This is a genomic window from Streptomyces sp. SYSU D01066-1, assembly GCF_054956795.1.
On the sequence record NZ_JBUDHV010000007.1, the window covers coordinates 1 to 25,522 of the forward strand.

24 protein-coding genes, 2 tRNA genes, 1 other RNA gene and 4 pseudogenes are annotated in these 25,522 nt (G+C 71.6%); 13 read left to right on the top strand and 18 right to left on the bottom strand.

What is annotated here, in order from left to right:
- Both ACY1JF_RS09080 and ffs read right to left on the bottom strand, forming a co-directional pair.
- Positions 1–1,653 (bottom strand): DNA polymerase III subunit gamma and tau (locus tag ACY1JF_RS09080; RefSeq protein WP_462704497.1); only part of this gene is annotated, 1,653 nt, incomplete at its 3' end.
- A 113-nt stretch (positions 1,654–1,766) separates the two neighbouring features.
- Positions 1,767–1,861: signal recognition particle sRNA small type (gene ffs / locus ACY1JF_RS09085), an RNA gene on the bottom strand.
- 73 nt (positions 1,862–1,934) lie between these two features.
- On the opposite strand from ffs, the gene ACY1JF_RS09090 reads away from it, so the two are divergent.
- Positions 1,935–2,022 (top strand) — tRNA-Ser (locus ACY1JF_RS09090).
- Between the two features lie 79 nt (positions 2,023–2,101).
- On the opposite strand, the gene ACY1JF_RS09095 is transcribed toward ACY1JF_RS09090, so the two are convergent.
- The 7 genes and pseudogenes from ACY1JF_RS09095 to ACY1JF_RS09125 form a co-directional block, all read right to left on the bottom strand.
- On the bottom strand, positions 2,102–3,340 hold the full coding sequence (locus ACY1JF_RS09095) for a tyrosine-type recombinase/integrase (protein ID WP_462704498.1): 1,239 nt from the start codon (positions 3,338–3,340) through the stop codon (positions 2,102–2,104).
- A gap of 15 nt (positions 3,341–3,355) precedes the next feature.
- Positions 3,356–3,571, bottom strand: coding sequence for an excisionase family DNA-binding protein (locus tag ACY1JF_RS09100; RefSeq protein WP_462704686.1), 216 nt, complete (start codon positions 3,569–3,571; stop codon positions 3,356–3,358).
- Positions 3,572–3,587: 16 nt separating this feature from the next.
- Positions 3,588–4,587, bottom strand: a pseudogene (locus ACY1JF_RS09105) (replication initiator); the annotation flags it as partial.
- 300 nt (positions 4,588–4,887) lie between these two features.
- Positions 4,888–5,211 (bottom strand): annotated as a pseudogene (locus tag ACY1JF_RS09110) (DUF2637 domain-containing protein); the annotation flags it as partial.
- Between the two features lie 57 nt (positions 5,212–5,268).
- Positions 5,269–6,645: an FtsK/SpoIIIE domain-containing protein gene (locus ACY1JF_RS09115; RefSeq protein ID WP_462704499.1), complete on the bottom strand. Its 1,377-nt coding sequence runs from the start codon at positions 6,643–6,645 to the stop codon at positions 5,269–5,271.
- Positions 6,645–6,999, bottom strand: a pseudogene (locus tag ACY1JF_RS09120) (SCO3933 family regulatory protein). The gene ACY1JF_RS09115 and the pseudogene ACY1JF_RS09120 overlap by 1 nt, the downstream one beginning before the upstream one ends.
- Positions 7,000–7,155: 156 nt before the next feature.
- Complete coding sequence (locus tag ACY1JF_RS09125) at positions 7,156–7,941, bottom strand: GntR family transcriptional regulator (RefSeq protein WP_462704500.1); 786 nt, start codon at positions 7,939–7,941, stop codon at positions 7,156–7,158.
- A 108-nt stretch (positions 7,942–8,049) separates the two neighbouring features.
- Between ACY1JF_RS09125 and ACY1JF_RS09130 the strand changes: the two genes are divergently transcribed.
- Positions 8,050–8,457 (top strand): NUDIX hydrolase, encoded by a 408-nt coding sequence (locus ACY1JF_RS09130; protein ID WP_190011612.1) that lies wholly within the window; start codon positions 8,050–8,052, stop codon positions 8,455–8,457.
- 46 nt (positions 8,458–8,503) lie between these two features.
- A pseudogene (locus ACY1JF_RS09135) lies at positions 8,504–8,629 on the top strand (ATP-binding protein); the annotation flags it as partial.
- An 823-nt stretch (positions 8,630–9,452) separates the two neighbouring features.
- On the opposite strand, the gene ACY1JF_RS09140 reads toward ACY1JF_RS09135, so the two are convergent.
- Entirely contained in the window at positions 9,453–9,749 is a 297-nt protein-coding gene (locus ACY1JF_RS09140) for a hypothetical protein (protein WP_462704501.1), read from the bottom strand.
- Positions 9,750–10,334: 585 nt separating this feature from the next.
- The gene (locus ACY1JF_RS09145; protein WP_462704502.1) at positions 10,335–10,613 is read right to left on the bottom strand and encodes a hypothetical protein; all 279 of its coding nucleotides are present in this window, start codon (positions 10,611–10,613) and stop codon (positions 10,335–10,337) included.
- A gap of 78 nt (positions 10,614–10,691) precedes the next feature.
- On the opposite strand from ACY1JF_RS09145, the gene ACY1JF_RS09150 reads away from it, so the two are divergent.
- A complete protein-coding gene (locus ACY1JF_RS09150; protein ID WP_462704503.1) occupies positions 10,692–11,447 on the top strand; it encodes a GntR family transcriptional regulator in 756 nt (251 codons plus the stop codon).
- Between the two features lie 200 nt (positions 11,448–11,647).
- Here ACY1JF_RS09150 and ACY1JF_RS09155 read toward each other — a convergent pair whose 3' ends face one another.
- The 5 genes from ACY1JF_RS09155 to ACY1JF_RS09175 all read right to left on the bottom strand — a co-directional run bounded on the left by ACY1JF_RS09155 (position 11,648) and on the right by ACY1JF_RS09175 (position 17,538).
- On the bottom strand, positions 11,648–12,004 hold the full coding sequence (locus ACY1JF_RS09155; protein WP_462704505.1) for a hypothetical protein: 357 nt from the start codon (positions 12,002–12,004) through the stop codon (positions 11,648–11,650).
- 373 nt (positions 12,005–12,377) lie between these two features.
- Positions 12,378–13,115, bottom strand: coding sequence for a hypothetical protein (locus ACY1JF_RS09160; protein WP_462704506.1), 738 nt, complete (start codon positions 13,113–13,115; stop codon positions 12,378–12,380).
- Between the two features lie 1,114 nt (positions 13,116–14,229).
- Positions 14,230–15,984, bottom strand: coding sequence for a copper resistance CopC/CopD family protein (locus ACY1JF_RS09165; protein WP_462704687.1), 1,755 nt, complete (start codon positions 15,982–15,984; stop codon positions 14,230–14,232).
- Positions 15,985–16,285: 301 nt separating this feature from the next.
- Positions 16,286–17,050: an SDR family NAD(P)-dependent oxidoreductase gene (locus ACY1JF_RS09170; protein ID WP_462704507.1), complete on the bottom strand. Its 765-nt coding sequence runs from the start codon at positions 17,048–17,050 to the stop codon at positions 16,286–16,288.
- Complete coding sequence (locus ACY1JF_RS09175) at positions 17,047–17,538, bottom strand: cupin domain-containing protein (protein WP_462704508.1); 492 nt, start codon at positions 17,536–17,538, stop codon at positions 17,047–17,049. The genes ACY1JF_RS09170 and ACY1JF_RS09175 overlap by 4 nt, the downstream gene beginning before the upstream one ends.
- Before the next feature lie 498 nt (positions 17,539–18,036).
- Here ACY1JF_RS09175 and ACY1JF_RS09180 point away from each other — a divergent pair, with 498 nt between their 5' ends.
- Positions 18,037–18,333, top strand: coding sequence for a type II toxin-antitoxin system VapB family antitoxin (locus ACY1JF_RS09180; protein ID WP_003999914.1), 297 nt, complete (start codon positions 18,037–18,039; stop codon positions 18,331–18,333).
- A 166-nt stretch (positions 18,334–18,499) separates the two neighbouring features.
- Complete coding sequence (locus tag ACY1JF_RS09185) at positions 18,500–19,126, top strand: LytR C-terminal domain-containing protein (protein ID WP_462704688.1); 627 nt, start codon at positions 18,500–18,502, stop codon at positions 19,124–19,126.
- A gap of 18 nt (positions 19,127–19,144) precedes the next feature.
- Here ACY1JF_RS09185 and upp read toward each other — a convergent pair whose 3' ends face one another.
- A complete protein-coding gene (gene upp / locus ACY1JF_RS09190; protein ID WP_462704509.1) occupies positions 19,145–19,780 on the bottom strand; it encodes a uracil phosphoribosyltransferase in 636 nt (211 codons plus the stop codon).
- A gap of 866 nt (positions 19,781–20,646) precedes the next feature.
- Between upp and ACY1JF_RS09195 the strand changes: the two genes are divergently transcribed.
- The 7 genes from ACY1JF_RS09195 to ACY1JF_RS09225 all read left to right on the top strand — a co-directional run bounded on the left by ACY1JF_RS09195 (position 20,647) and on the right by ACY1JF_RS09225 (position 24,880).
- Entirely contained in the window at positions 20,647–21,183 is a 537-nt protein-coding gene (locus ACY1JF_RS09195; RefSeq protein ID WP_462704689.1) for a tRNA adenosine deaminase-associated protein, read from the top strand.
- A 59-nt stretch (positions 21,184–21,242) separates the two neighbouring features.
- Positions 21,243–21,674 (top strand): tRNA adenosine(34) deaminase TadA, encoded by a 432-nt coding sequence (gene tadA / locus ACY1JF_RS09200; RefSeq protein WP_462704510.1) that lies wholly within the window; start codon positions 21,243–21,245, stop codon positions 21,672–21,674.
- A 56-nt stretch (positions 21,675–21,730) separates the two neighbouring features.
- A tRNA-Ser gene (locus ACY1JF_RS09205) sits at positions 21,731–21,815 on the top strand.
- Between the two features lie 107 nt (positions 21,816–21,922).
- Complete coding sequence (locus ACY1JF_RS09210) at positions 21,923–22,099, top strand: hypothetical protein (protein ID WP_215174105.1); 177 nt, start codon at positions 21,923–21,925, stop codon at positions 22,097–22,099.
- Positions 22,100–22,114: 15 nt separating this feature from the next.
- The gene (locus ACY1JF_RS09215; protein WP_462704511.1) at positions 22,115–22,408 is read left to right on the top strand and encodes a Dabb family protein; all 294 of its coding nucleotides are present in this window, start codon (positions 22,115–22,117) and stop codon (positions 22,406–22,408) included.
- 559 nt (positions 22,409–22,967) lie between these two features.
- Positions 22,968–23,699, top strand: a complete 732-nt coding sequence (locus tag ACY1JF_RS09220) for an RNA polymerase sigma factor SigF (RefSeq protein ID WP_462704512.1) — start codon at positions 22,968–22,970, stop codon at positions 23,697–23,699.
- A 269-nt stretch (positions 23,700–23,968) separates the two neighbouring features.
- A complete protein-coding gene (locus ACY1JF_RS09225) occupies positions 23,969–24,880 on the top strand; it encodes an RNA polymerase sigma factor SigF (RefSeq protein ID WP_462704513.1) in 912 nt (303 codons plus the stop codon).
- Positions 24,881–25,087: 207 nt separating this feature from the next.
- On the opposite strand, the gene ACY1JF_RS09230 is transcribed toward ACY1JF_RS09225, so the two are convergent.
- Entirely contained in the window at positions 25,088–25,288 is a 201-nt protein-coding gene (locus ACY1JF_RS09230; protein WP_462704514.1) for a hypothetical protein, read from the bottom strand.
- Positions 25,289–25,522 lie beyond the last annotated feature (234 nt).

Below are 25,522 nucleotides of genomic sequence, written 5' to 3' on the forward strand. Positions count from 1 at the left end.
CGGAGCCGGCGCCGGCGGGGCGGCCGGCTGCCCGGCGCTCCCCGCGGGTGCCGCCGTCGGCCAGCCACCCGGCCGCCGGCCGCCCCCCGCAGGAGTGGCGGTGGGCCAGGCGCCGGGCGCGGAGGGCTGGGCGGACGCAGCGGGGGCGGCAGCGGCGGCGGCAGCGGGGAAAGGAGCCGGGGCAGGAGCGGGAGCCGGTGCGGAGGCAGCCGTGGCGGCACCTCCGTCACCGGAACCGCCCCCGAAGCCCGTCCCCTGGCCCTCGGCTGCCGCAGCCCCGCGCTGGAAGACAGCACCGCCCCCCGTGTCGGCACCCCCGGGCCCGCCCATGCCCGCGCCCTGCCCCGCCGGTCCCTGCCCCGCCGGTCCCCGGACCGCGGCCCGGGCCGCGGCGGCACCGCCGCCCGGCGGCACCGGAGCGGCCGGAGCGCCGGCGTGGGTCTCGGGCCCCGGCACGTACCCGGCGGCCGGCAGCTCCGCCCCCGACGAGAAGTTCACGCCGCGCTCCATACGGTCCAGCCGGGCCATCACCGACCGCTCGTCGCCGTAAGCCGCCGGCAGCAGCACGCGCGCGCAGATCAACTCCAGCTGCAGCCGCGGCGAGGTGGCGCCCCGCATCTCGGTGAGCCCCTCGTTGACGAGGTCGGCGGCGCGGCTCAGCTCGGCGGCGCCGAAGGACCGCGCCTGCGCCTGCATCCGCTCCACGACGTCGGCCGGAGCGTCGATGAGCCCCTTCTCGGCGGCATCCGGAACGGCGGCGAGGATCAGGAGGTCCCGCAGCCGCTCCAGCAGGTCGGCCACGAAGCGCCGCGGATCGTTGCCCCCCTCGATGACCCGGTCCACGACCTCGAAGGCAGCTGCCCCCTCCCCCGAGGCGAACGCCTCGACGACGGAGTCGAGCAACGAGCCGTCCGTGTACCCGAGCAGGGCCGTCGCCATGGCGTACGTCACACCGTCCGCACCGGCACCGGCCAGCAGCTGGTCCATGACGGACATGGAGTCACGCACGGACCCCGCGCCGGCCCGCACGACGAGCGGCAGCACACCCTCCTCGACCGGGATGTCTTCCTTCCCGCACACCTCACCGAGGTAGTCCCGCAGGGTGCCGGGCGGAACCAGCCGGAAGGGATAGTGGTGGGTGCGCGACCTGATCGTCCCGATGACCTTCTCGGGCTCGGTGGTCGCGAAGATGAACTTGAGGTGCTCCGGCGGCTCTTCGACGACCTTGAGCAACGCGTTGAAACCGGCCGACGTGACCATGTGGGCCTCGTCGATGATGTAGATCTTGTACCGGCTGCCGGCGGGTCCGAAGAACGCCTTCTCGCGCAGGTCACGGGCGTCGTCGACGCCACCGTGCGAGGCGGCGTCGATCTCGATGACGTCGATCGAACCCGGTCCGTTCCTCGCCAGGTCGCGGCATGACTGGCACTCACCGCACGGCGTGGGCGTCGGTCCCTGCTCGCAGTTCAGACACCGCGCCAGGATGCGCGCGCTGGTCGTCTTGCCGCAGCCGCGCGGACCGCTGAACAGGTACGCGTGATTGACCCGGTTGTTCCGCAGCGCCTGCTGCAGCGGGTCGGTGACATGCTCCTGCCCGATGACCTCCGCGAAGGTCTCGGGGCGGTAGCGGCGGTAGAGCGCGAGAGACGACACGCGTACGAGGTTATAGGCGACGACTGACAACCGGCCCGGTGCCGCAGATCCCCGGACATCCGCCGCAGATCCCCCGGACGTCCCCCGGGCACTCCCCGGAGAACCCCGGGAACGCAGACGCCCCCCACGCACCCGCCAGAGCCGACCTACCCTTGCTGCCTTCCGGCCCTGGGGGAGTTCAGTCAGATAGCGCCGCGTGAGGGGCTGCGCCCAGCCTACCTGATCGCGGACCCCCGGAACGAGTTCGCGAGCACCCTCCGACGTCATGTAATGTCTCCAGCGGAGGATTCGCCTAGAGGCCTAGGGCGCACGCTTGGAAAGCGTGTTGGGGGCAACCCCTCACGAGTTCGAATCTCGTATCCTCCGCCAGTGCCTCACCGGGCACGATGTCGAAGGGCCCCACCGTTCGCGGTGGGGCCCTTCGGCGTTGTCCGTCTCGGTTTCCGTCTCAGTTCGCCGTCGGCGACTCCCAGATGGCGTCCCCGACTTGCCGCGCGACCTTCCGCAGCATGGTCCCCGTCACATGCATGTAGCGAGCGCGCATCCGGGCCGCTCCCCCGGGCTCCCATCCCATGATCGAGTCGACCACGACGTCCGGGACGCCGAGGATCAGCAGGACGGTCGCGGCGGTGTGGCGAGCGTCATGGAGACGGCCGTCCCGCACGCCGGCGTCCCGAAGCAGCCGTTTCCAGACGTGGAAGTCGGTGTTGGGGCTCAGCGGCCCACCGGTCGGCGAGGCGAACACGTACCCCTTGCCCTCCCAGTCCGCACCGGCCGCGAGCCGCTCCCGTTCCTGGGCCTCCCGGTGCTGCCGAAGGATCTTGATCAGCGGATCGGGCAGGCCGATGGTGCGCCGCCCGGCCCGGGACTTGGTGGACTTGTGCTCACGCCGGGTCTGCTCCCGCTGAGGGCAGTAGCCCGCCTTTCGGCCACACGGGTCGGCGCCGCAGCCGTGCGCGTACTTGGGGCGCAGCCGGTTCTTACGGATGCGGACGTACCCCGCCTCCAGGTCGACGTCTTCCCAGTGCAGGCCGAGCGCCTCGCCCTGACGAAGGCCGAGCGCCAGGGCGACGACCCAACGGGCGCTGTTACGGAGCTTCGCCGCTTCGACGAGCAGGCTCTGTACTTCTTCGATCGTGTACGGCTCGATGTCCTCCTCTTCGAGGTGGGGCGCCTTGGCGATCTCGGCGGCGCTGGTGGCGACGTGCCCGCGCCGGACCGCTTCCCCCAGGGCGACCCGGATCGTGCGGTGAGCGTGGTGCGCGGTGCCGGCGGAGCTCCCGGCCGCCTGCATCTTCCGGTAGAAGCGTTCGAGGTGCTCGGGCTCCAGGCGGTCGAGCTTGTGGGCGCCCAGGCCGGGGACGAGGTGGACGCGTACGTCGACCTCGTAGCCGTCGTACGTGTTCTCGGAAACGTACGGCTTGGCGATGTTCTCGACCCAGTGCTCAAGCCAGCTCTGCACGGTCCAGCCCTTGCCCGGCTTGCGGAGCTTCTTGTCGTCGCGGGCCCGCTCCATCTCGCGGACGGCCCTGGTCACTTCCGCCTTCGTCTTCCGTTCGATGTGGCGGCGGTCGGGCTTGCCGTCATCGCGGACGCCGACCGTCACCCGGCCGTGCCACTTGCCGTCCTTGCCGAGATAGATGGAGGAGGCGCCGTTGGGCTGGCGGGTGCGCTTCTGCTCTGTCATGCCCGTGCCTCCCTCTCAGGCCGCGACGGCGGGACGGTGGCGGAGCTTCGCCACGTAGGCGGGCAGGGCATCGGCCGGGACCCGGCGCAGCCGGCCGACGGTCACCGACTCGATCTCTCCGGCCAGGACGAGCCGGAAGCAGGTCGTACGCCCGATGCGGAGCCGCCGGGCCGCTTCTTCAACGGTCAGCAGCACCAAGGACGGGTCGGCCGCCTCAAGGACGGTGACCATTGCGGTGGTGGCGGACTCAGGCACGGGTGGGTTCTCCTTCCGTGCCGGGTGCGGGGGTGAGTGACTCGGTGAGCCAGGCTTCGGTGTCGGTGAGGCCGGTGCCGGCGTAGACCCAGTGGGCGAGGACGAGAGTGGTCGTCTCCGGGCCGTCCTCGTGCGCGGCTGCTGCTGCGGCTTGGGCGCGGGCGGTGCGCAGGGCGCCGAGGGTGGTGGAGTAGCGGCGGGATTTGGTGGAGAAGTGGCCGCGGAAGCCGAGCATGTGGGGCCAGGCGCGCAGGGCGGAGGTGTTCGAGGTCCTTGCGGGCGCCGAGGGTCCAGGCGGTGCGGATGAGGCGGCGGGCGTGGTCGGTGATGTCGAGCTGGGCGAGTTCGGCGAGAAACCTCAGCGGCCGGTCCAGGGCGCCGGTGGCGGTTTCGGCGCCCTTGGTGGCGTACTTGGCGATGTACGCGGCCACGGCGCGTTCGGTCAGCTCCTGGCCGCCGCTGAAGTCGGCGGAGCGGATGGTGCGGACGTCGAGCTGACGGCCGAAGGCGAAGGTGTGCGCCCGGCCGTCGATCACGGGCCCGTCGACGCGGGCGGCGGTGGCGGCGGCGCGGATGGCGTCGGTCAGCAGTTCGGCGGTGGCCCAGGCGGGAGGCGGGGTGTCGCCGCCGTCGGGGCCGTCGATACGGATCACGGCGTGGAAGTGGACGGCTCCGCGTTTCTGGTACTCGGCGACCTTGGCGAAGGACACCCGGGCGTGGTCGCGGAAGTCGCGTTGGGTGAGGCCGGCGCGCTTGGCGACCTCCCGGCGGAGGTAGATGGAGAAGCGCCGCCACAGGAGGCCGGCGTGCGCGTTCCACAACACGGCCGCTTCGTAGTCGTAGGTGTCGGGGTCGAGGGCGGTGCCGAGGGTGGGGTCGTCGGGGTGGTGGAGGGTGCCGCAGCGGCAGGGGCGGATGGTGCGGGCGGGGCCGGTGGGGCGGTTGTGGACGGGCAGGGGCGACGGGACGCCGAGGCGGGCGCGCAGCGTCGGGGTGTCGATGGCTGTCCCGGTGCGGGTGTGGTGCTCGGTGGCGACCTTGCGGGCGTGTTCGAGCAGGGCGGCCGGGACGGGTACGGCCGACGGAGCCGGCACGTCCGGGGTCGGCTCGGTGACCGGCGGGGCGGGGAGTTGCGGCCCGGGGACGGGGGCGGGCTCTTGGTCAGCGGTCGTGCCGGGGTGCGCCTCGGTCTCTTCGTCGTGTTCCTCGACGGGGTCGTGCGGTGCCGGTGCCGAGTGGGCGAGGAGGGTTCCGCCGAGGAAGGCGACGGCGGGCCAGCCCGCGACGAGGATGCGGAGCCAGGCCGGTACGTCGTCCAGGTCAAGGAGGCCGGCAGTGGCGACGTTGGCGCCCAGCGAGGCGGCGAGCGCGATCACGAACCAGCACCATCCCGCGGCTTTCGCATCACCGGAGCGCAGGCGACGCCAGGCGGCGACGAGCAGCAGGTCGACCGAGACGGGATAGGCCCACGCCTTCCATCCGTCCTGTCCGGCCGCGAGGGCGATGTCGTGCAGGTGGGCGAAGGACAGCGCGGCGGCGATGACCGCCTGGACGAGCACCGCGTCGACGCGGGCCAGCAGGGCGCGCATGCTGCGGCTCCTTCCGGTTTCGGGCATGGGAGGGGTAGGGACGCGGCGTGAGGCGGTCACACCGACCGGGTGGAGAGGGGTGGCTCAGGTCACCGGGCGGGGCCGGGTGACCGGGGCCGCCGGGGACGTGGCCGGCGGTACGGGCGCGAGGGGCTGGAAGGGCTTGAGCGCGGGCAGGTCGGGGACCAGGTGGGCCGAGGCGTGGCAGGTCGCGGCGGCGTCGGCGAGGGAGAGGTACGGCGTGCGGATGCGGGACCAGCCGCCGGAGGTGTCGCCGGCCACGGCGAGGCCGGGCCGTTCGGGAGCGATGGCGCAGGCGGCGGAGACCGCTTCGGGGGCGATGTCGCCGAGGGCCATCTTGGCGGAGGCTTCGTCGTTGACGCGGTGGCAGACGCGGCCGGTGAGCTGAGCACGGAGCATGGTGGCGCCCTTGCCGAGTTCGGCGCCGAAGCGCTGCCCGCAGACCTCCAGGTAGATGCCGGCGGCGCGGCCGAGCTGGGCGAGGCGGATGAGCTGGGTGACCATCTCGTCGCGCCGGTCCTCGTCCTTCCTGCTCGCGACGAGGAAGAGTTCGGCCACCTCGTCGACGAAGAGGACGACGGGCACGGGGCGTTCGTGCTCGGGCAGGCCCCAGATGTCGGAGGTGATGTCCTCGTACCGGGTGCCGGGGGCGATGCCCTGCCGGGCCTTGATCAGGTCGTAGCGGTCCTCCATCTCCTGGATGAGCACGGGCAGCAGGGCGGCGGCCTGTGCGGGGTCGGTGGCGAGTGCGGACAGGCGGGCGGCGAAGGGGGCCAGTTCGACGCCGCGCTTGCAGTCGATGCCGACCAGGGCGACGGGCTGAGGGGCGAGTCCGGCGATGAGGTGGCGCAGGTACATGGACTTGCCCGAGAGGGTGGCGCCGAGGGTGAGGCCGTGCGGGACGGTCCGGTAGTCGCGTACGAACACGGTGGCGTCCTCCCGCAGCGCCACCGGTACGCGCAGCGGACCAGCCGCCGTCTTGCGCGGCATCCGTACCCGCTTGAGTACGTCGAAGCCGACGAGCCGCAGGTCGACCACTCCCGGCTTGACCGTGGTGACGTAGACGGCGTGGACTCCCCAGGCGTGCCGCAGCCGCTCCGCCGAGGCGGCGACGTCGGCGGGTTCCTGCCCGGGGGCGAGACGCAGGCGCAGCCGCAGGCCGGTCGTGGTCGGGCGGATGAGGCCCCGGCGGGGAGGAACGGGCCGGACCTCTCGGCGGGTGGTGGCCTTGACCGCCAGGACCCGCAGCCGGGACGGTGCCACGGTCAGGCCGCACGCCTCCATGACCGAGCCGTACGAGCCGAGCAGCCGGGCCGTGGATATCGGCAGGCCGACCGTGGACCAGTAGACGCCGGGGTGACGGGCCCGGGTGTAGGCGGCCCCACCGCCGAGCGCGGCGACGGGACCACCCACCTCCAGGAGCGTTGCCAGGTCGGTCATCAGGCCGTGGCCCCCATCGCGGCCGGGAAGGCGGCCGGGGTGACGGCCGCGGCGCGGTAGGCGATGCCGTGGCGCTGCTGCCCGTTGAACACCGACTCCCACGGGCGGGCGGCCAGGCCGGGCAGCGAGACCGGCGCCCCGAGGCTGACCCTCGGACACCCCGCTCTCCGGAACGGTCACCTTGATCAGGGACGACTCCCCGTCCTCGATGTAGACGACGCCGAGGGTCATCAGCGCCTCCCCGCTGACGGCGTCCTTCGCGATCTCTCCGGTCTGCCGGTCGCGGACCTTGGGCTCGGGCGCCTCGGTCAGCAGGATCGTCGCGGCCGAGGTCTCCACGCGGATGGTGCGCAAGATTTCTTCCTATCTACTCGTCTAGGCAAGTTGCAGTCTGTGTGCCCGAGTTCGCCGGACACGTTGATCACCTTGCCACACAACTTGCCCACTCGTCTATACGAGTATGCGTGTTGAGGTGTACGAGTCCGGGGAAGTGGCCTCGCGCACCATCGGTCAGGTCGCCGGGAGTTGGTAGGAAAGGACGTACGCGTCTGCCGCCATCACCGTGTCGCAGACCTCCACGGCCCGCTTCTCGGTGTCGTAGGCGGTGCGGATCAGGTGGATCACGGGGACGCCGGAAGCCAGTTGAAGCGTCTTGACCTCGGAAGGAGAGGGCATCCGGGCACGGATCTCCTCCTCGAAGTGGTCCAGGCGGTGACCGAGTTCTTCGAGGCGGGCGTAGATGCCGCCGGGGCCGGGGTTCGGTTCGGCGATGGGGGTTCCGCGGGCGATGTCGAGCGGGAGGTACGAGGTGGCGAACTCGACCGGCCGGCCGTCGAGGAGGTAACGGCGCCGACGGGCGAGGACACGACGCACCGAGCCGAGCCGCGCGGAGATGTCCTGACTGGCCTTCTCCTCCTTGACCTCCAGGCTGTCCACCCTGGGGTGACTGCCGGCGGCGTCGGCCTCCACAATGAACGCGGACTTGCCCTGCTCACGATGACGCCGGGCGAACCGGTCGGAGGCGAGGCGCCGGACGGGCGGCCGGGGGCGGACGAAGACGCCCTTGCCATGCTCGGCGTGGACCAGGCCCTCACCCTGGAGGATGGAGAAGGAGTTGCGAACGGTCATCCGGGAAACGCCGTAATGCTCGACCAGCTCGGCTTCCGAAGGAAGCTTCTCCCCCTCTCCGAATCGCCCACGGTCGATGGCGTCGCGCAGCTGGTCGGCGATCTGCCGGAACACCGCACGATCGCTCGTGGGATCCAGCCCCCCGAGGATGCTCGGTAGAGACGTCACGACGTACTCCTTTAGGTATCTAGACGAGTGGGCGAGTGTTGTTGCTACGGTGGGCAGCCTAGTCAGCCGAGAGGGCCGAGGAACGTGAGCACAGACCGCCCGCACTCCGTGAGCGTCGCCGGGGTCGTCGTCGACGACCAGGGCCGCGCCCTCTTGATCAAACGCCGCGACAACGGCCACTGGGAGCCCCCGGGCGGCGTCCTCGAACGTGAGGAAACCATCCCCGAGGCCCTGCAACGCGAAGTCCTCGAAGAGACCGGCCTCAAGATCGCGCTTCCCGCGACCCTGACCGGCGTCTACAAGAACATGACCGGCCTGATCGTCTCCCTCGTCTTCCGCTGCGAGGCGGCCGACGGCACCCTGACCACCGGGGACGAGACGCGCGCACTGCGTTGGGCCACCCGCGAAGAAGTCATCGAACTCGCCGACGAGGCGTACGCGATACGCGTCCTGGACGCACTCGACGCGGCGTCCCCGCCGGCCGTCCGCGCCCACGACGGCGTGAAACTCGTCTAGCCCGAACTCGCTGCACATGGCGGCCTACCAGCATGAAGGAACTTGTATGCACGAGTATACGAGTAGGGCACGGGTCTGGGGGCTCAGTTGCCCAGGTCTCCCGGAAGAGGTCAGCAGGGCCCGCCGCTGGACCCGCGACATCCTGCGCGGTGGCGCGCTCCACCTTGACGCCCTGAACCACGCCCGCTCCACACGGTGTGTGGGTCGACGGCGGACGGGACGGAAGCTGGGGTGAGTGGTGGGTGCGGAGTGGTGGGACTCCTCAAGCAGCACACAGTTCGAGCCATTCGCCGATTTATGAACGTTCTATATGTACCGATATGGAGTGCTCTTTTTGGCAGTCCAGTCCGCCTCAAGGAGCACCCAGCCCGGCTCAAGGAGAACCCAGCCCGCCCCAAGGAGCACCCGGCCCGCCTCAAGGAGCACCCAGCCCGGCTTCTGTCATATGCCCGAGCGCCAAACGTGCAGGTGGGAGCCCTGCGCAGTTTTGCTGCCCAGGCAGTCCGTCAGCCTCGTCGTGTAGCGCTTACGCCAGCCAAAACATGCTTGTGCGGCTCTCTGCGCTAAGGGACAGCTGGTACGTTCCGTGGCCATAAAGAGCCCCGCCCGCATTGTCTGGCCAGACCCGGACGGGGCTTCGAACGCAACTCATAGAGAGCGTTAGGAAGAAGCGGCATGGAAAAACCCGGCACCCCTACCCGGCGTGAGCCTAGTGGAACGCCCAGGCCCGTTGTAAGCGCGTTGAGCTCAATTATGGCGGGCGCGGGAACTTTCCTTATCGGTGTTGCTGCGGTGATCACGGCAATCCGATAGCGACAGCGGTATAGCAGCGCAGTACCGCAACCACAGCAACCGCCCATGTCTGCTACCGACTCTCCGGAGCCTCGTACAGGCTGGTATGACCGTCCCTGACCGATCTGGTTAGAACTACGGATCAGAGGGTCGACGTAGTGGGAGGCGGTGGCCAGTTCTCGTCTGGCCACCGCCCGTCATTCTCAGAGTGCCTCGGGCACCACCATGCGATGACCGCGGCTGGTCGCTACACGCAGCACGTCCCCCAGGGCGCCGGCCAACTGGGCGGCAAGCAGGTCCAGTGCCTCCAAGTCCGCGTCTCCGTCGTCGAGCACCTGACCAGCGTCCTCCAGCAGTTCGGACGCCATCCCGAGTTGTGCCGCCTCGATGTGATCCGCCAGACGGGACATGAAGCTGTCCGCATCACTGGCGCTTAGGTAACACGGCTTGCCGTCCGGCCCCGCCCACGGGAGGAGCCTCAGTTCGTCATGAGTCGTCATCCCTAAGCCTGCCCCTCCGTACTCTTGGTGTCGGATGCCAGCGTGCCACCGCACGACCGGCCGTTCACTGCTCCACCTCCACCACGGACCCGCTCGTGCCGGGCATCGAGTGACACGGGCAGTCACACGCCTCGTAGACCACCGGAATGTCGACCGGCGCCAAGGCCGGGGAGGACACCGCGCACTCCCGGTGCGTGCCGATCCGGCAGGCAGTCGACCGGTAGGGCGCTACGCCCGGGGTGCATCGAGGGCGGGACATCAGCGCGCCCCCAGGAGAAGCGACCGCGCGTCGGCCGGCAGGTGGGGAGCGACGACCACCGCCGGGTGTCGTCGTGTACGCCTCTCCCAGGCCAGCACGTACGAGCGGACGAGCGCGTTGTCCTCGCCCGTGAGTCCGTAGCGGTGGCCCGCTCCGTCGGAAGGTCGCCGTAGAGCGACCGTCGGCGCGTCAGCGGACGCACGGGAGGCAGGGGTGACCGGCGGCCGAGAAGGTGTGACGGGGCGGCGGTGCCTGCCTCTGGAGGGGTGCCGCCCTCTGGTGAGCGTGAAGGCTCGGCGGATACGGTTGAGCACGCTGATCAGCTCCTATCGCTGATGGCTCGGTCCCCCGACATCGCCCGTCGAGGGGACCGCTTTGCGTACGACCGCCCAAAGGGTGCGGCCGTTCAGGCTGGTGACGTGAAGCCCGAAGCGGTCCGCTTCGGCCACCGCTTCCAGGACCTCCCGCCAGGACTCGGTGGTGAGGGACTCCGGTACTTCCGCCTCGACCGACGTGTGCCGGGCGTGTTCTTCCACGTGTGTGGTGAGCCCGGCGGCCGATAACCGCGCTGCGATGGCCTCCGCGCTCACACCTGAAGCAGGCACAGGGCAGCCTCCGTCACCGGCGATCACTTTCAGTGAAGCTAGTTAACTAGATTAGAGCTAGTGGACTAGATTTTCCATATGCCTGAGCAGCCGCCCTATCTCCGCATCGCCGACGAACTCCGGCGGCGGATCGCGGAGCACGAGTGGGAGCCGGGAGACCGCCTGCCCTCCCGCGCCCAGATCGGCCAGGAATGCGGCGTGGGCGAGAACGTGGTGCGGCGGGCGCAGGAGTTGCTGATCTCCCAGGGCGTGCTGGAGGGGCGGGCCGGATCGGGGACCTACGTCGCCGAGCCCCGGCAGCGGGTGCGGATCGTCCGGTCCTCGGCGCGTGAACAGCCCGCCGGGTCCCCGTTCCGGGCGGACATGAAGGCCGTCGGCAGGCAGGGGGACTGGGAGAGCCGGACCGACGCCAAGGTGCCGGCGCCCGCCGACATCGCGGGGCGACTCGGCATCGCCGAAGGGGACCTGTGCGTCCGCACGTCATACGAGTTCCTCGCTGACGGCAGGCCCGTGCAGCTGTCGACGAGTTGGGAGCCGTACGACCTCACCGCCGGCACCCTCGTCGTCCTTCCCGAGGGAGGACCGCACGCCGGGGCGGGCGTCGTGAACCGCATGGCCACCATCGGCGTCACCGTCAGCCACGCCGTGGAGCAGCCTGAACCCCGGCAGGCGACCGCCGAGGAAGCCTCGCTACTCGGCATTCAGAAGGCCGCGCTTGTCACGCACATCCGGCGGACGTACTACAGCGACGACGGGCGGCCGGTCGAGACAGCCGACATCGTCGTGCCCGCCGCTCACTGCGAGATCGTCTACGAGATCCCGATCAACCGGTAGACGACGCCGGAGCGCCTCTCAGGGCGTGCCCCAGTCGTGCCCCTTCCGTGCCCGTTCGGCCGGGAAACCAGGGGGAGCAGTGGGGCCCGGCGGGTAGTGGGCATGGCAACGGCCCCTGACCATACGTACTGGTCAGGGGCCGTCTCGCTGCGGTGGGTGTGGGATTTGAACCCACGGTGACATCGCTGCCACGACGGTTTTCAAGATCGATCGCTGTGCGTCGATCTGCGCTCAAAGCCGAGGATGTCGTATTGCCAGCGGTTGAAGTAGTGCGCCTCAGCTTCTTGATCACCCTCGACTGCCAGCCACTCACGGGCGGCGGTGACCATATGTGCCTCGGCCTGATCCGCTTCCTCAGGCCGTAGCTCGGCCCAGTCGGTCAGTTCGCCGAAGATGGACACCAGCCCGGTATCCGCTTCGTCGCCGTCGTCGACTGGGTGCCCGCCACTGGCAAGGCCTAGAATCTCTAGAGCGGGTTCGTACGGCGACGTGTCGTTCCCCAAGATGACCTTCCCACATGCCCTTACCGCGGCACGGAAGGCCTCCGAGTTGTTCACGGGTAAGAGAATAGGCGACGCGGGCCGTCCGCTGTCGTGCAAGACCCGTGCCAGGTTGGACGGAGACCCACGGGGAACGGCGAGGCAACAGATCGTCAGCTTCGAGGTGACCGGACCACTTTACCCCAGGTCAGACGCCCAACTACCGAAAGATAACCTGAGCTTCCCAAGCTGATGGCCTCTAAGCTGTTGTCACGAGCCGGCCTATGCGGCTTGCTGTGGTCGACGACGAGATGATGGCGTGGCCGAGGCCAGCAGGGGTTCAGTGAGGCACACGCGTGCCTGATCGGTTGACGCACGCGTCATGTGGCTGACTGTCGTCGACTGAGGCGCAAGCCAACCCCCACATCGATTCTCCGAGTAGAGGAGCTGGTCAGGCGAGCTTCTTCAGCTGCGCGTCGACGATGTCCTGGGGGATGGTCGGCTGGAAGGGGTGGAGGGACATGAAGGTGGCGATGGTGGAGTCCTGGCGGACGACCAGGACGGTGAGGGGGAGGCTGGGTCCCCCGCTGTTGACGACCTGGGTGGCGTCGAAAGCGAGGGCCTCGTCGCCGTAACCGGAAACGGACCGGGACTGGGTATCGGAATACCCCAACCCAGCACCGGGGTGGGCAGCGGACGGGCGTATCTCGGCGGTGGCGCACTTCGGAAGCGCTGCGCGCAGTTCGGTCATCACCGTGCGGGCGTCGGCAAGGGTGTAGGACGTCAGGCCGACACTCGCGTGCTGCCCGAGATCGTCGGAGGTGGACACGACGTCCTGGGTAACCTGGGCCGTGAAGTCGTGGAGGCTGCCCAGCTGTGCGGCCGCGTAGACGGGTCGGCACGGTGCGGGCGTGACGGCGCGGTAGGTCGTGAGGTCGCGGTCCACGGGGCTGCCCTTGCCCGTGACGGTGTTGACGGTATAGCCGGGGGCGTCGTGCGCGGTCAGCGCCAGGCGGTCGAGGCCCTTCTGGTCGAGCCCCTTCCCAGCTGCAGAGGCGGGCGATCCGGATGCCTGCTGCGGTGCCGAGCTCGCAGGCGAGGCGGATTCGGCGGTCGCAGACTTTCTACGTTTCCCAGTATCGTCCCCGCTGTCCGCACCGCACGCGCCGGTCAGCGCCAGCACCGACACGACACCAGCTGCCGCAACGACCCGTCTTCCGGCCGCAGAAGCATTCATCATTCGCCCACCCCCCGGTGCCCCGACTGGGAGCACCCGCACAAGAAGCCCCGGCGCGTGCCGAGGCTGAAGTTCACAGGGAGCCTAGCGGGAACTGGCGAAGTGCCCTTCGCCTGGCCCCGATTGAGATGCGGGACCCAGGTGGAACGCGGAGCCCTGTGCCGTCGGAGTCCAACCCTCATGCAGCGCAAGCCTGACAGCCGCGGCAACACGGGAGGGCAGTACAGGCTCAGCCTCGCGCCCTATCCAGTTGCTCGGGTGAGGCTGGTCGGTGGTGACCACCAGCGTTATGCCCGGGATGTTCGCATGCTCGACCGCGAACGTGCACGGTGACCAGGCCAGGCCATGGAAGTACGTCGGTCTGCCTCGCAGCCGCCAGCGGTAGGCCGTGCCGTCGACAATGATCCGTCGCGACCCCTTGCGGACCAGTGCCATGACTCCCCCTTCAACAGCGAAGATGCTAGCGAGCCGGCCCCACCGCCCGTCTCAGTTTCCGTCTCATTCAGCCCCGTTCACGACCGTTCAGGCGAGACTCGAAACCGTGCCCGTACCGGCGGCCAGCCGCCCATGAACGCAGGTGAACGCCCCCGAACGACGCCCCCCACTTCACCAACACAGTTGGAAAGCGTGTTGGGGGCAACCCCTCACGAGTTCGAATCTCGTATCCTCCGCCAGTGCCTCACCGGGCACGATGTCGAAGGGCCCCACCGTTCGCGGTGGGGCCCTTCGGCGTTGTTCCGCTTCGGCGGCGCGGACGCGGGCCGTCCCCGGCCGTGGGCCTCCGGCCGGGTGGGGCGGCCGGGGGCCGTCGGTCGGTGGTGGCCGCTGTCCGGCGGTGGGTGGCGTGTCGTACGTGGCTGTCACGCGCCTTCCGCTGCCTTGCGGTTCATGGGCTCGCCGGGGGGGCGGTCGCACGATGCCGAAGTCCGTCGGCGCAGCCGGTCGTTCGCGGTACGCGTTCGCCCTCATCCTCGTCCCGTCCTCGCCTCCGCCCCCGTTACGGAACCGCGTCCTCCTCCACGGCCGTGCCCTTCCCGCCGGCCGTGACGTCGCGTGCGGCGGGGTGTCAGGGGGTGATCCGCGCCCGGCCCGCCCCGGTCGTCTGGTCCACCTCCGACACCCGCACCGTCGCCCGCAGCGTCCAGGTGCCGGGGAGCGGGAGGGTGACGGAGTTGGCGCTCCAGTAACCGCCCCGGTCGGTCAGTCGCGCGTCGATCGGGCCGACGTCCCGGTCGGGGAGGGAGAAGGAGAGGCGCAGTTCGGGTACGGCGGTCAGGCCGCCGTCGGCGCCGAGGACCACGGCCTGCACCGCGTTGTCGCCACTGCGGGCGGGGTCCAGGGTGATCTGCACGGTCCCCCGGCCGCCCGGGGTGCCGACGTCGAACGGGATCGTGGTGACGGACGCGGGCCGCGGCGCCCCCACCGGTACGGCACGGGCCGCCTCGGTCCCGGCCTCGGCCCGGCCGGGCGCGGTGCCGGTGAGCACGGTGGTGATCAGCAGCACCCCGGCCGCGATCACCGTCTCGGCGAGCACGGAGCGGCGCAGGGCACGGTGGTGGGTGCCAGGGGTGGGAGTGGGAGCAGGGGCGGGGGCAGGGATGGGGATGGGCTGGGGGAGGGGGGTGGCGTCGGACGCGGGCGCCCGTGCGGATACGGGTCGGCGCAGACGGGGGGCCGCGATCCGCGCCGTCCACCGCCGTGACACCCCCGCCGCCGCCACCAGCGCCGCCACCGCGGCCGCCTTGGCCAGCAGCAGCCTGCCGTACGGCGTACCCGTCAGCGCCGTCCAGGAGCCGAGGCCGCGCCAGGACTGGTAGACGCCGGTGACGGTGAGGACGGCCACCGAGGTCAGGGCCAGCCGGGAGAACCGGGTGACCACCGCGGCCGGGAGGGCCTCGCCCGTCGGGGTGCGGCGCAGCAGGGTGAGCAGGGCCGCGAGTCCGCCCAGCCAGCAGGCCGTCGCCAGCAGGTGCAGTACGGCCGACGCGAGCGCCACCGGTACCTGGGGACCGGCCGCCGCGTGCTCGGCACCGGCCCAGGTCAGGGCGAGTACGGCGGCCGGCGCCGCGCCCGCCGCGCACGCGCCGCGCCCCGCCCGGCCGCCGGGGCGGAACAACCGGGCCGCCGGGAGCCCGGCCGCCCCGAGCAGTGCCAGCCGGGCCAGCAGCAGCATCCCGGGCCGGGTGGTCAGGGTGTCGCCCAGTACGCCGGGGTCGAGGGCGGTGGCCGGGCCGGTGCCCGTCTCGTGGGGGCCGCGCAGCAACAGCAGGGCGACGGTGGCCGCCAGCAGGGTCCACCACCCCGTCGCCGCCAGCGGACGCAGCCGCCCGGGGTCCGGCGGACGGCACAGCACGACGAACGCCACCGTGCCGACGAGCAGGGCGCCGGCGAGGTAGGCGAGGTAGCGGGCGGTGCCGTGCAGGGCGCCGGTGAGCGGGTCCCCGGCCGGGCCGGGGTCCACCGGGGCGGCCGGGGCGGAAGGGGCGCCCACGGAGAAGGTGAACGCGCCGGAGACCGGGTGGCTGTCGGCGGACACCACCCGCCAGGCGACCGTGTACGTGCCCTCCCCCAGCCGGTCCGGGCCCGGCAGGAGGACGCGGACGGTGTCCGACCCGCCGCCGGCGCTCACCGCCTCCCCGGCGCGGACGCGGTGCCCGTCGGGCCCCAGGACGCGGAAGGAGTCGTCCCGCAGGCCGACGGACTCGCTGAACGTCAGGGTGAGGTGACGGGGGGCGCGCTGGAGGACGGCGCCGTCGGCGGGGTCGGTGGCGGTGAGGGCGGCGTGGGCGGACGCCGGTCCGGCGCCGAGGACGAAGAGGATGAGGAAAGCGAAGAGAGTGAAGAGGGCGAGGAGAACGAAGAGGGGGAAGAGGGAGAAGAGGGGGGACAGGGCGGACGGGGGCGGTACGGGGTCCGGCGGCACCAGGCCGCGAACTCCGCGGCGTCCCCCGTGCCTCCGAGCCCCGCCACCCCGCACGCCATCGCGCACGACACCCCGCACGCCGCCCTTCGTGCCGCTCCTCGTGCCACCCCGCACGCCACCACCCCGTCTTGCGGCTCGTCCGCTGTCGCCATGGGGTACGTACGGACGTGAGGGGCCCGGTGCTCACCGAGGCGCGCGTTCACCAGGACGGGCGTGCCGACACCCCGCCGTCCACCACCAGGTCGTGCCCGGTGACGAAGGAGGCGAGCCGGGAAGCGAGGAACACGCACGCGTCGCCGATGTCCTCCGGTCGTCCGAGCCGGCCGGCGGGCACCGCGTCGAGCCAGCGCCGTACGCCCTCGGGCCAGGACCCGGCGAGGCCCGGACGGTCGGTCAGACCCGGGGAGACGGTGTTGACGCGGACGCCCCACGGGCCGTACTCCAGGGCCGCCGCGCGGGCGTGGGCCACGACCGCCGCCTTGGCGGCGCCGTAGTGGGCGTGCCCGGGGGCGGGGGCGCGCGCCTCGATCGAGGCGATGTGGGTGACGGTGCCGCCGGTGCCCGAGCGGCGCATCACCTCCGCCGCCGCCTGAGTACAGGCGAAGACGCTGGTCAGATCGGTGTCCACCACCGTCCGCCACTCGGCGGCCGTCATCCCGGCCAGCTCCCGCACCGGCTGTACGGCGGCGTTGTTGACGAGTGCGTCCAGCCGTCCGCCGCCCCAGTCGGCGGCCTCCTCGACCAGTCGGCGGCAGGCGTCCTCGTCGGTGAGGTCGGCCCGCAGCACGACCGCCCGGCCGCCGCGCTCCCGTACCAGGGCGGCCACGTCACCGGCCGCCGCCAGCGACGTACGGCAGTGCACCGCGACCGCCGCGCCCTCCTCGGCCAGGCGCAGCGCGATGCCCCGGCCGATGCCGCCGCCCGCGCCCGTGACCAGGGCGGTCCGCCCGCGCAGAAGGCTCATGGGCGGCACAGCCCGGCGATCCGGGCCGCCTCGGCCGGGTGACGGGCCGCCAGCTCCGCCGGGTCGCCGTGCTCGTAGTCCGCGTAGGTGAAACCCGGCGCCATCGTGCAGCCGAAGAGGGTCCACGCGCCGCCCGCCGCGACCCGGCCGCCCATCCAGGTGCCGGCCGGGACGGTGAGCTGGACGTGCTGGCCGCCCAGGACGTCCGGTCCCAGGACCGCCGTACGGGCGGTGCCGTCGGGGGCGAGGAGGAGCAGGTCGAGGGGGTCACCGAGGTAGTGGTGCCAGATCTCGTCGGCGGGCAGGCGGTGCAGGGCGGAGAAGTCGTCCGGACGGCCGGTCAGCAGCGCGACGATCGCGGTGCCCACCGGGCGGCCGTCGGACAGTTCGGGCCCGGCCCAGGTACGCCGGAACAGGCCGCCCTCGCGCGGGATCGGCTCCAGCCCGTAGTGCGCGACGAGGTCCTCGGGGGTCGGCGGACTGCTCATTGCGGCAGCGTACGCGGGCGGTCGGGCGTCGTCGTCCGCGACGGGCCGGTGGCAGCGGCGGCCGTCTTCCCGACGGCGGCGCGCAGCACGGCCGTACGGCGCACGGCGTCTCGGCGCACAGCAGCCGGCCGAGGGCGTACGGCATCTCGGCGCGCACCAGCCGGCCGAGGGCGTACGGCACCTCGGCACGCACCAGCCGGCCGAGGGCACACGGTACCTCGGCACGCGGCACCCTGACGAGGGCGTGCGCGGCGCGCGGGGCAAGGGTGAGACGGGGCTGGAACACCTCGGGGTACGCGGGCGGCGCGGCCGGCGCGGCGGAGGCGGGCCCGGCGCGGGCCGGCGGGAGGGGAGGGCGCGGGCTCACCGTCCACTCCCTCTCCCCCGTCCGGCCGCCGCCCCGTTCACCCCCACCTGTCCCTTTGATCCGCTTTTTTCGGCTCCCGCACTCCGTCTCCATGGCTGCGCCCGGAACGTCTGGGCCGGTAGGCTTTCCGTGTGATCTTCAAGCGCATCGGAAACGGCCGGCCGTACCCCGACCACGGCCGGGAGAGCACCCGGCAGTGGGCGGACGTCGCACCGCGCCCGGTCCGCCTCGATCAGCTCGTGACGACCAAGGGCCAGCTCGACCTGGAGACCCTGCTCGCCGAGGACTCCACCTTCTACGGCGACCTCTTCGCACACGTCGTGAAGTGGCAGGGCGACCTCTACCTGGAGGACGGTCTGCACCGCGCGGTGCGCGCCGCGCTCCAGCAGCGCCAGGTGCTGCACGCCCGCGTCCTCGAACTCGACTGACGCCCGCCGGACACCGGCCCGGCCCCCGGCCGACACCCCGGCACACGGCGCCTGGCCCGTTCGGGTTGCATTCGGATATCACCCCGCGCCGCCGGATGATCATCTAGTAGGCATTACCACTACGGCGCACTACGCTGCGTTCATGAGCATGCTGACTCCCCCCGGCATGGGCGGCAAGTACCGGATCACGGGTGACACGTACCCGCGGATGCGGCCTTCCCGGCGGCGCGGCAGGCTCGCTCTGCTCGCCGTCGCCTGCCTCGCCCCCCTCGCTCTGGCCGGCTGGGGCATCTGGCAGCTCGTCGGCGTCTTCACCGGCAGCGACGCGGCGTCGGCCGCCGCCGGCACCCGGGCGGACCGCTGCGTCCCGGCCGGCTCGGCCACGGCCCACGCCTCCCCCTCCCCCACGGCCGTACCGAAGCCGGGGGCGGTCACCGTCAACGTGCTCAACGCCACGACCCGCAGCGGCCTCGCCAAGAAGACCGCCGACGAGCTGAAGAAGCGCGGCTTCCGGATCGGGGACGTGGGCAACGCGCCCGCGGAGTACGACAAGAAGGTCGACGGCACGGGGGTGCTGCTCGGCTCCTCCACGGCCCTGAAGAGCACCCTGCCCGTCCTCGGCACCCAGCTCCCGGCCGCCGAGCGCCGCACCGACCCGGCCCGCAAGGGCACCGCGGTCGACCTCATCATCGGTGACGGGTTCAAGGGACTGGCGAAGGAGGCGGCGGCCGACACGGCGCTGGCCGCGCTGAGCGCGCCGCAGCCCTCCCCGAGCGCCAGGAAGGGCTGCTGAGAGGGCCGGACGCGCTGGTTACTCGGCCGCGCCGTACATCCGGTCGCCCGCGTCGCCGAGGCCCGGCACGATGTAGCCGTGCTCGTTGAGGCGCTCGTCGACCGAGGCCGTCACGACCGTCACCGGGGTGCCGGCCAGTTCGCGCTCCATGACCTCGACGCCCTCGGGGGCGGCCAGCAGCACCACGGCGGTCACGTCGTCCGCGCCGCGCCGGATCAGCTCCCTGATCGCCGCGACCAGGGTGCCGCCGGTGGCCAGCATCGGGTCCAGCACGTACACCTGACGGCCGGAGAGGTCGTCCGGCATGCGGGTGGCGTAGGTGGAGGCCTGGAGCGTCTCCTCGTTGCGCACCATGCCCAGGAAGCCCACCTCGGCGGTCGGCAGCAGCCGGACCATGCCGTCGAGCATGCCGAGCCCGGCCCGCAGGATCGGGACCACCAGCGGGCGCGGGTGGGAGAGCTTGACGCCGGTGGTCTGTTCGACCGGCGTCTGGATGTCGACCTGTTCGGTCCGCACGTCGCGGGTGGCCTCGTAGGCGAGCAGGGTGACCAGCTCGTCGGCGAGGCGGCGGAAGGTGGCGGAGTCGGTACGGCGGTCGCGCAGGGTGGTGAGCTTGTGGGCGACCAGGGGGTGGTCGACGACGTGGAGACGCATTCCCCCACAGTAACCGGGCCCCGCTTCCCGGCGTCCCCGCGCCCGGCACCCGCCCCGAGCGTGACCTTCACCCGTTCGCCCGCGTCGGACCGTCCGTAAGGGGGAAGGGGGAGGAGACGGACGCGGGGTGGTGAGACTGTGCCTGACCAGGAATTCCACGACACGCCGTCGCGGGGTGAGAAACCACGGGCGGAACGGGGCCGGGCGGAACAGGACCCGGGGGAGCGAGGCCGCGGGGAACGGGACCGGACCGAACGAGGCCGCGGGGAACGGGACCGGACGGAACGACGCCGGGGGAAACAAGGCCGCGGGGAACAGGACCAAGGGCAACAGGACCAAGGGCAACAGGACCAGGGAGAGCAGTCGGATGCCGAGCGGCGGCGGCGCCGGGAGAGGTTCCTGCGCGAGCTGCGCGAGGCCCGGGAGCTGCGGGACCGGGTGCAGCCGCGCCGGGCCCGGACCGCGCGGCTGCGGCGGGCGATGCGCATGCGCACGTTCCGCTGGTAGGCCCGCCCGTGCGGGAAAACGCGCGCGGTGCGGGGAAGATCGGACGCCGCGCCGGTGTTGCTCTGGTGCGGGCGTGCGCGGGCCGTGAGGAAAAGCCGCGTACGATCCGCACGTGGCGGCGACGACTGTGCTGGTGGGCCCCTCACGACGCGGCTCCGGTGCGCTTGCGGACCGGGACCGTGCCCTGGCGGGACCCACGATCAAAACGGCCGGACACAGGGAGCCGAAGACGTCCCCTGACGGCCGTGTTTCTGCCACGATTCCGAGTGGGTGGGGCTCGGAGCCCGCTCCTGGCCCGCCCGAGACCTCCGCCGGGGGGACCCCCAACCGGCACGCCTATGACCAGTGGGAGAGTCACGGTGTACTTCGCCGCACTGCTCGCGCGCACCGAAGACGGGTGGGAAGCGAGCGACACGGAGCTCGACGATGTGGAGACCCTGGCGGATCTGGCCGACCTGGCCCGGGAAGCCTCTCCCGACGAGGACACCGTCCTCGTCCTGATCGAGCAGGAGGGCGGGTGGTTCGGTGTCGTCCGCGTGGACGGCGAGGAGGATCCCCGCGTCTACGTCTCGGACGCCGCCGCAGCCGCCCGCAGCAGCTACGGCGAGATCCTGCTCACCGATGAACTGCTCGGCAGGGTCCCCGGTGACGGCGGCCCCGACCTGGACGCCCTCGACCTCGACGGCACGGAGGACGGTGAGCCCGGCGACGACGGGACCGCCGCCGCCGTGGACACCCCGTCCGCCGACACCGTGCCGCACGGGCCGGTGGGCGACCCCGGGGTGCTGGACGACCTCGGCGTGAGCGAGAAGGAACTGCGCTCGCTGACCGAGGACGCGCTCATCGAGATCGCCGAGTCGCTGGGCGCCTCGGAGGTACTGGAGACCGTCCGCTGACCGCACCACACCTTCCGCGACCGGTTCCGGACCCGGTACGTGACCCCTGGCGGCCCGCGATGCGGCTCGCCCTGGACGGGGCACGCCGGGCCGCGCTGGGCGGGGACGTCCCCGTGGGCGCCGTCGTGCTGTCGCCGGACGGCACCTCGGTGCTCGCGGCCGGGCACAACGAGCGTGAGGCCGGCGGTGATCCGACCGCGCACGCCGAGGTCCTCGCGATCCGGCGGGCCGCCGAACGCCTCGGTGCCTGGCGGCTGACCGGCTGCACGCTCGTCGTCACGCTGGAACCCTGCACGATGTGCGCGGGCGCCCTCGTGCAGTCCCGGGTGGACCGCGTGGTCTACGGCGCCCGCGACGAGAAGGCGGGCGCGGCCGGTTCCCTGTGGGACGTCGTGCGCGACCGCCGGCTCAACCACCGGCCCGAGGTGATCGGGGGCGTCCTCGCCGAGGAGTGCGCCGGGCTCCTCACCGACTTCTTCCGCGGCCGCTGACGTACCTCCGCATACCGATTTCAAAGCATGCCCGACCTTGCTGTAGGGTCTCCCTCGGTAGCGTGTCCGAGCGGCCGAAGGAGCTCGCCTCGAAAGCGAGTGTGGCGCAAGTCACCGAGGGTTCAAATCCCTCCGCTACCGCTTCCTCGAAGGGCCCCGTCGAAAGACGGGGCCCTTCGTGCGATCATGAGCACCGCTCGGGACAGCAGGGGCGTCGGGCAGAGGCGTCAGCGACAGGGGAGGCCGCGGTGGCGGTGAACGCGAAGAAGATCGCCGTCTATGTGGTCGTGGTCTTCGTGCTGTACCTGATCATCACGGACCCCGCCAAAGCGGCGGACTACGTCCAGATAGGGTTCGAGGGCATCTCCGACGCCGCCAAGGCCATCGGCGACTTCATGTCCTGGGTCGCCCACGGTGGACAGTGAGGAGACAGCACAGCGATGATCCGGCACCTGGTCCTGTTCAAGCTCGACGAGGGCGTCGAACGCGACGACCCGCGCGTGGTCGAGGGCGTCGAGCTGTTCCGCGGCCTCGGTGACCAGATCGGCGAACTCCGCTTCTGGGAGTGCGCCTGGAACATCAGCGACCGCCCCATCGCCTACGACTTCGCCATCAACTCGGCCGTGGACGACGCCGACGCCCTCAGGCGCTACCTGGAGCACCCGGCCCATCAGGCGGGGGTCGCCCTGTGGCGCGAGTTCGCCACCTGGGTGATGGCCGACTACGAGTTCTAGCCTCCGCCCGACGGCACGTCCGGCCCCGCGCCTCCCCGGTGCGGGGCCGTTGCGCGTCATGGGGGCCGTTCACCACCCGTTCCCCGCTCAACACGGTGTTATGCGGTGCTTGCACACAGTGCACATTTCTTGTGATGCTATGACCGCTTTTGACGGATGAGTTGACGGATGCGCTTGAACAGATCACGAGGTGGAGTTGACCGTGCCGGCCAGTACTGCGCCTCAAGCACCGCCGCAGGGACCCCAGGACACCGCCGACACCCCCGCGCCGGGAACGTCCCCGGAGACCGCCCCGGCAACCACTCCGGCAACCGCCTCGGCAACCCCCTCGGACCCCGTCCCGAATCCCGCCCGGCAACCCCTTCCCGGTTCCGCCCCAGACCCCGCGTCCGCCCCGGACCCACCCTCCGCCCCGGACCCCACGCCCTCACTCGCCGCCACCACCACCGCACCCGCCTCCACCGCCACCACCGCGCCCCCCTCCGCCCCCTCCACCCCCACCTCCTCCGCTACCCCCCAGCGCAGCAGCCGGGGTGCCGACACCCGGGCGCTGACCCAGGTGCTCTTCGCCGAGCTGAAGAACCTCGCGCCGGGCACACCGGAGCACACCCGCGTCCGCGCGGCGCTCATCGAGGCCAACCTCCCGCTGGTGCGCTACGCCGCCGCCCGCTTCCGCTCCCGCAACGAGCCGATGGAGGACGTGGTCCAGGTCGGCACGATCGGGCTCATCAACGCCATCGACCGCTTCGACCCGGACCGGGGCGTGCAGTTCCCGACGTTCGCGATGCCGACCGTCGTCGGCGAGATCAAGCGGTACTTCCGCGACAACGTCCGCACCGTCCACGTGCCGCGCCGGCTGCACGAGCTGTGGGTGCAGGTGAACAGCGCGACCGAGGACCTCACCACCGCCTTCGGGCGCTCCCCGACGACCGCGGAGATCGCCGAGCGGCTGCGCATCACCGAGGAGGAGGTGCTGTCCTGCATCGAGGCGGGACGCTCGTACCACGCCACCTCGCTGGAGGCCGCCCAGGAGGGCGACGGACTGCCGGGGCTCCTCGACCGCCTCGGCTACGAGGACCCCGCCCTCGACGGCGTCGAGCACCGCGACCTCGTGCGCCACCTCCTCGTCCAGCTTCCCGAGCGGGAGCAGCGCATCCTGCTGCTGCGGTACTACAGCAATCTGACCCAGTCGCAGATCAGCGCGGAACTCGGCGTCTCCCAGATGCACGTCTCACGGCTACTGGCGCGTAGCTTCCAGCGCCTGAGGTCCGCGAACCGGATCGACGCGTAATCGCAAGCGCGAGCGGGCCATAGCCGGGGAGAGCGAACCGCCCACCAGGGCATTTGTGGGCGATTCGGGGTCGAAAGGCCGTCAGACCCCCTGTTTCCAGGGGGTTTTCGCGTCTCGCATGTCGACATGTCACTACAGCGTGTTGCCGACATGTGACATTCTGCGTGAGACGCGTTTGCCGGAGCTCCGGCTCCGGTATTCAGGTGAGGGCTGCGCTCCTGAAGTGGGGGCGCGACGCCACGACCGTCCCGCGACCCAAAGGGGGTGGCATGTCCGCAGACCAGGGCAGCTCGAAGGTGCTCACGCTCGCCGAGAGCGAGACCGCGCCCGACGCGCTCGACGCGCTCGGCTCCATCGACGAGACCGCTACGCTCGACGCAGTGCCGGCCCAGCCTCTTCCGGCTCTCCCGGTGACGGAGGCCATCGACACCCGCACCCTGTCCCGCTCCCTGTTCCTGCGGCTCGCCGCCCTCGACGAGGACAGCCCGGAGCGCGCCTACGTCCGGGACACGCTGATCGAGCTGAACCTCCCGCTGGTGCGGTACGCCGCCGCCCGCTTCCGCTCCCGCAACGAGCCGATGGAGGACATCGTCCAGGTCGGCACCATCGGCCTGATCAAGGCGATCGACCGGTTCGACTGCGAGCGGGGGGTGGAGTTCCCGACGTTCGCGATGCCGACCGTCGTCGGCGAGATCAAGCGCTTCTTCCGGGACACCTCCTGGTCGGTGCGCGTCCCGCGGCGCCTCCAGGAGCTGCGCCTGGCCCTGACCAAGGCGTCCGACGAGCTGTCCCAGAAGCTGGACCGCTCGCCCACGGTCACCGAACTGGCCACCGTCCTCGGGGTGTCCGAGGAGGACGTCGTCGACGGCCTCGCGGTCGGCAACGCGTACACGGCGTCCTCGCTGGACTCCCCGGCCCCCGAGGACGACGGCGGCGAGGGCTCGCTGGCGGACCGCCTGGGCTACGAGGACACGGCCCTGGAGGGCGTGGAGTACCGCGAGTCCCTCAAGCCGCTGCTGGCCAAGCTGCCGCCGCGGGAGCGCCGGATCATCATGCTCCGCTTCTTCGCCAACATGACCCAGTCACAGATCGGCGAGGAGGTCGGCATCTCCCAGATGCACGTCTCCCGGCTGCTGACCCGCACCCTGTCCCAGCTCCGCGAGGGCCTCATCTCCGACTGACGCCGTGCACCGGCACCGCGCACCGACGCCATGCGCTGCCCCCGTGCACCGACGCCGCGCGCTGATCCCGTGCGCCGACGCCGTGCGGCGGCATCGCGCACCGGCGCCGTGCGGCGGGGCGACCGCCGCGACGGTCTACCGGGAACCGGGCGCCGCCCCTCCGTGAAGACGGTGGAGCGGCGCCCGAGCGGAACGGAAGGCGGCGGGTTACTTCAGCGCGAGCCAGGCCACGGCCGCGACGACCACGACGGCCACCACGACGCCGATGATCAGGCCGACGCGGGGGCCGGAGGAGCCGGCGGCCGTCGTCTGCCGGGCACCCGGACCCTCCTCGTCGACGAACGCGCGGAACATCTGGGTGCTGCCTGCGGGGTCGTAATTGCCCTGGGGGCCCTGGGTGTTAGCCATGGGCCGAGACACTAGCGAATCCGGCGGAAGGTCCCAAGCGCGGGTCCACCGGGCGGACCCGCGCCCGGCCGGACACCGCGCCTCCACCGCCCGGCACCCGCTCCCACCTCCGCGACCTGGGCGTTTACGGTCGCAATACTTGCCTTTGCCAACCTTTTAGCGCCTCCTTACCTTCTTTATTTGCCTTCAGCAACCATCAGTCTTATGGTTGCCCTAAGCAACAAATCAGGAGGT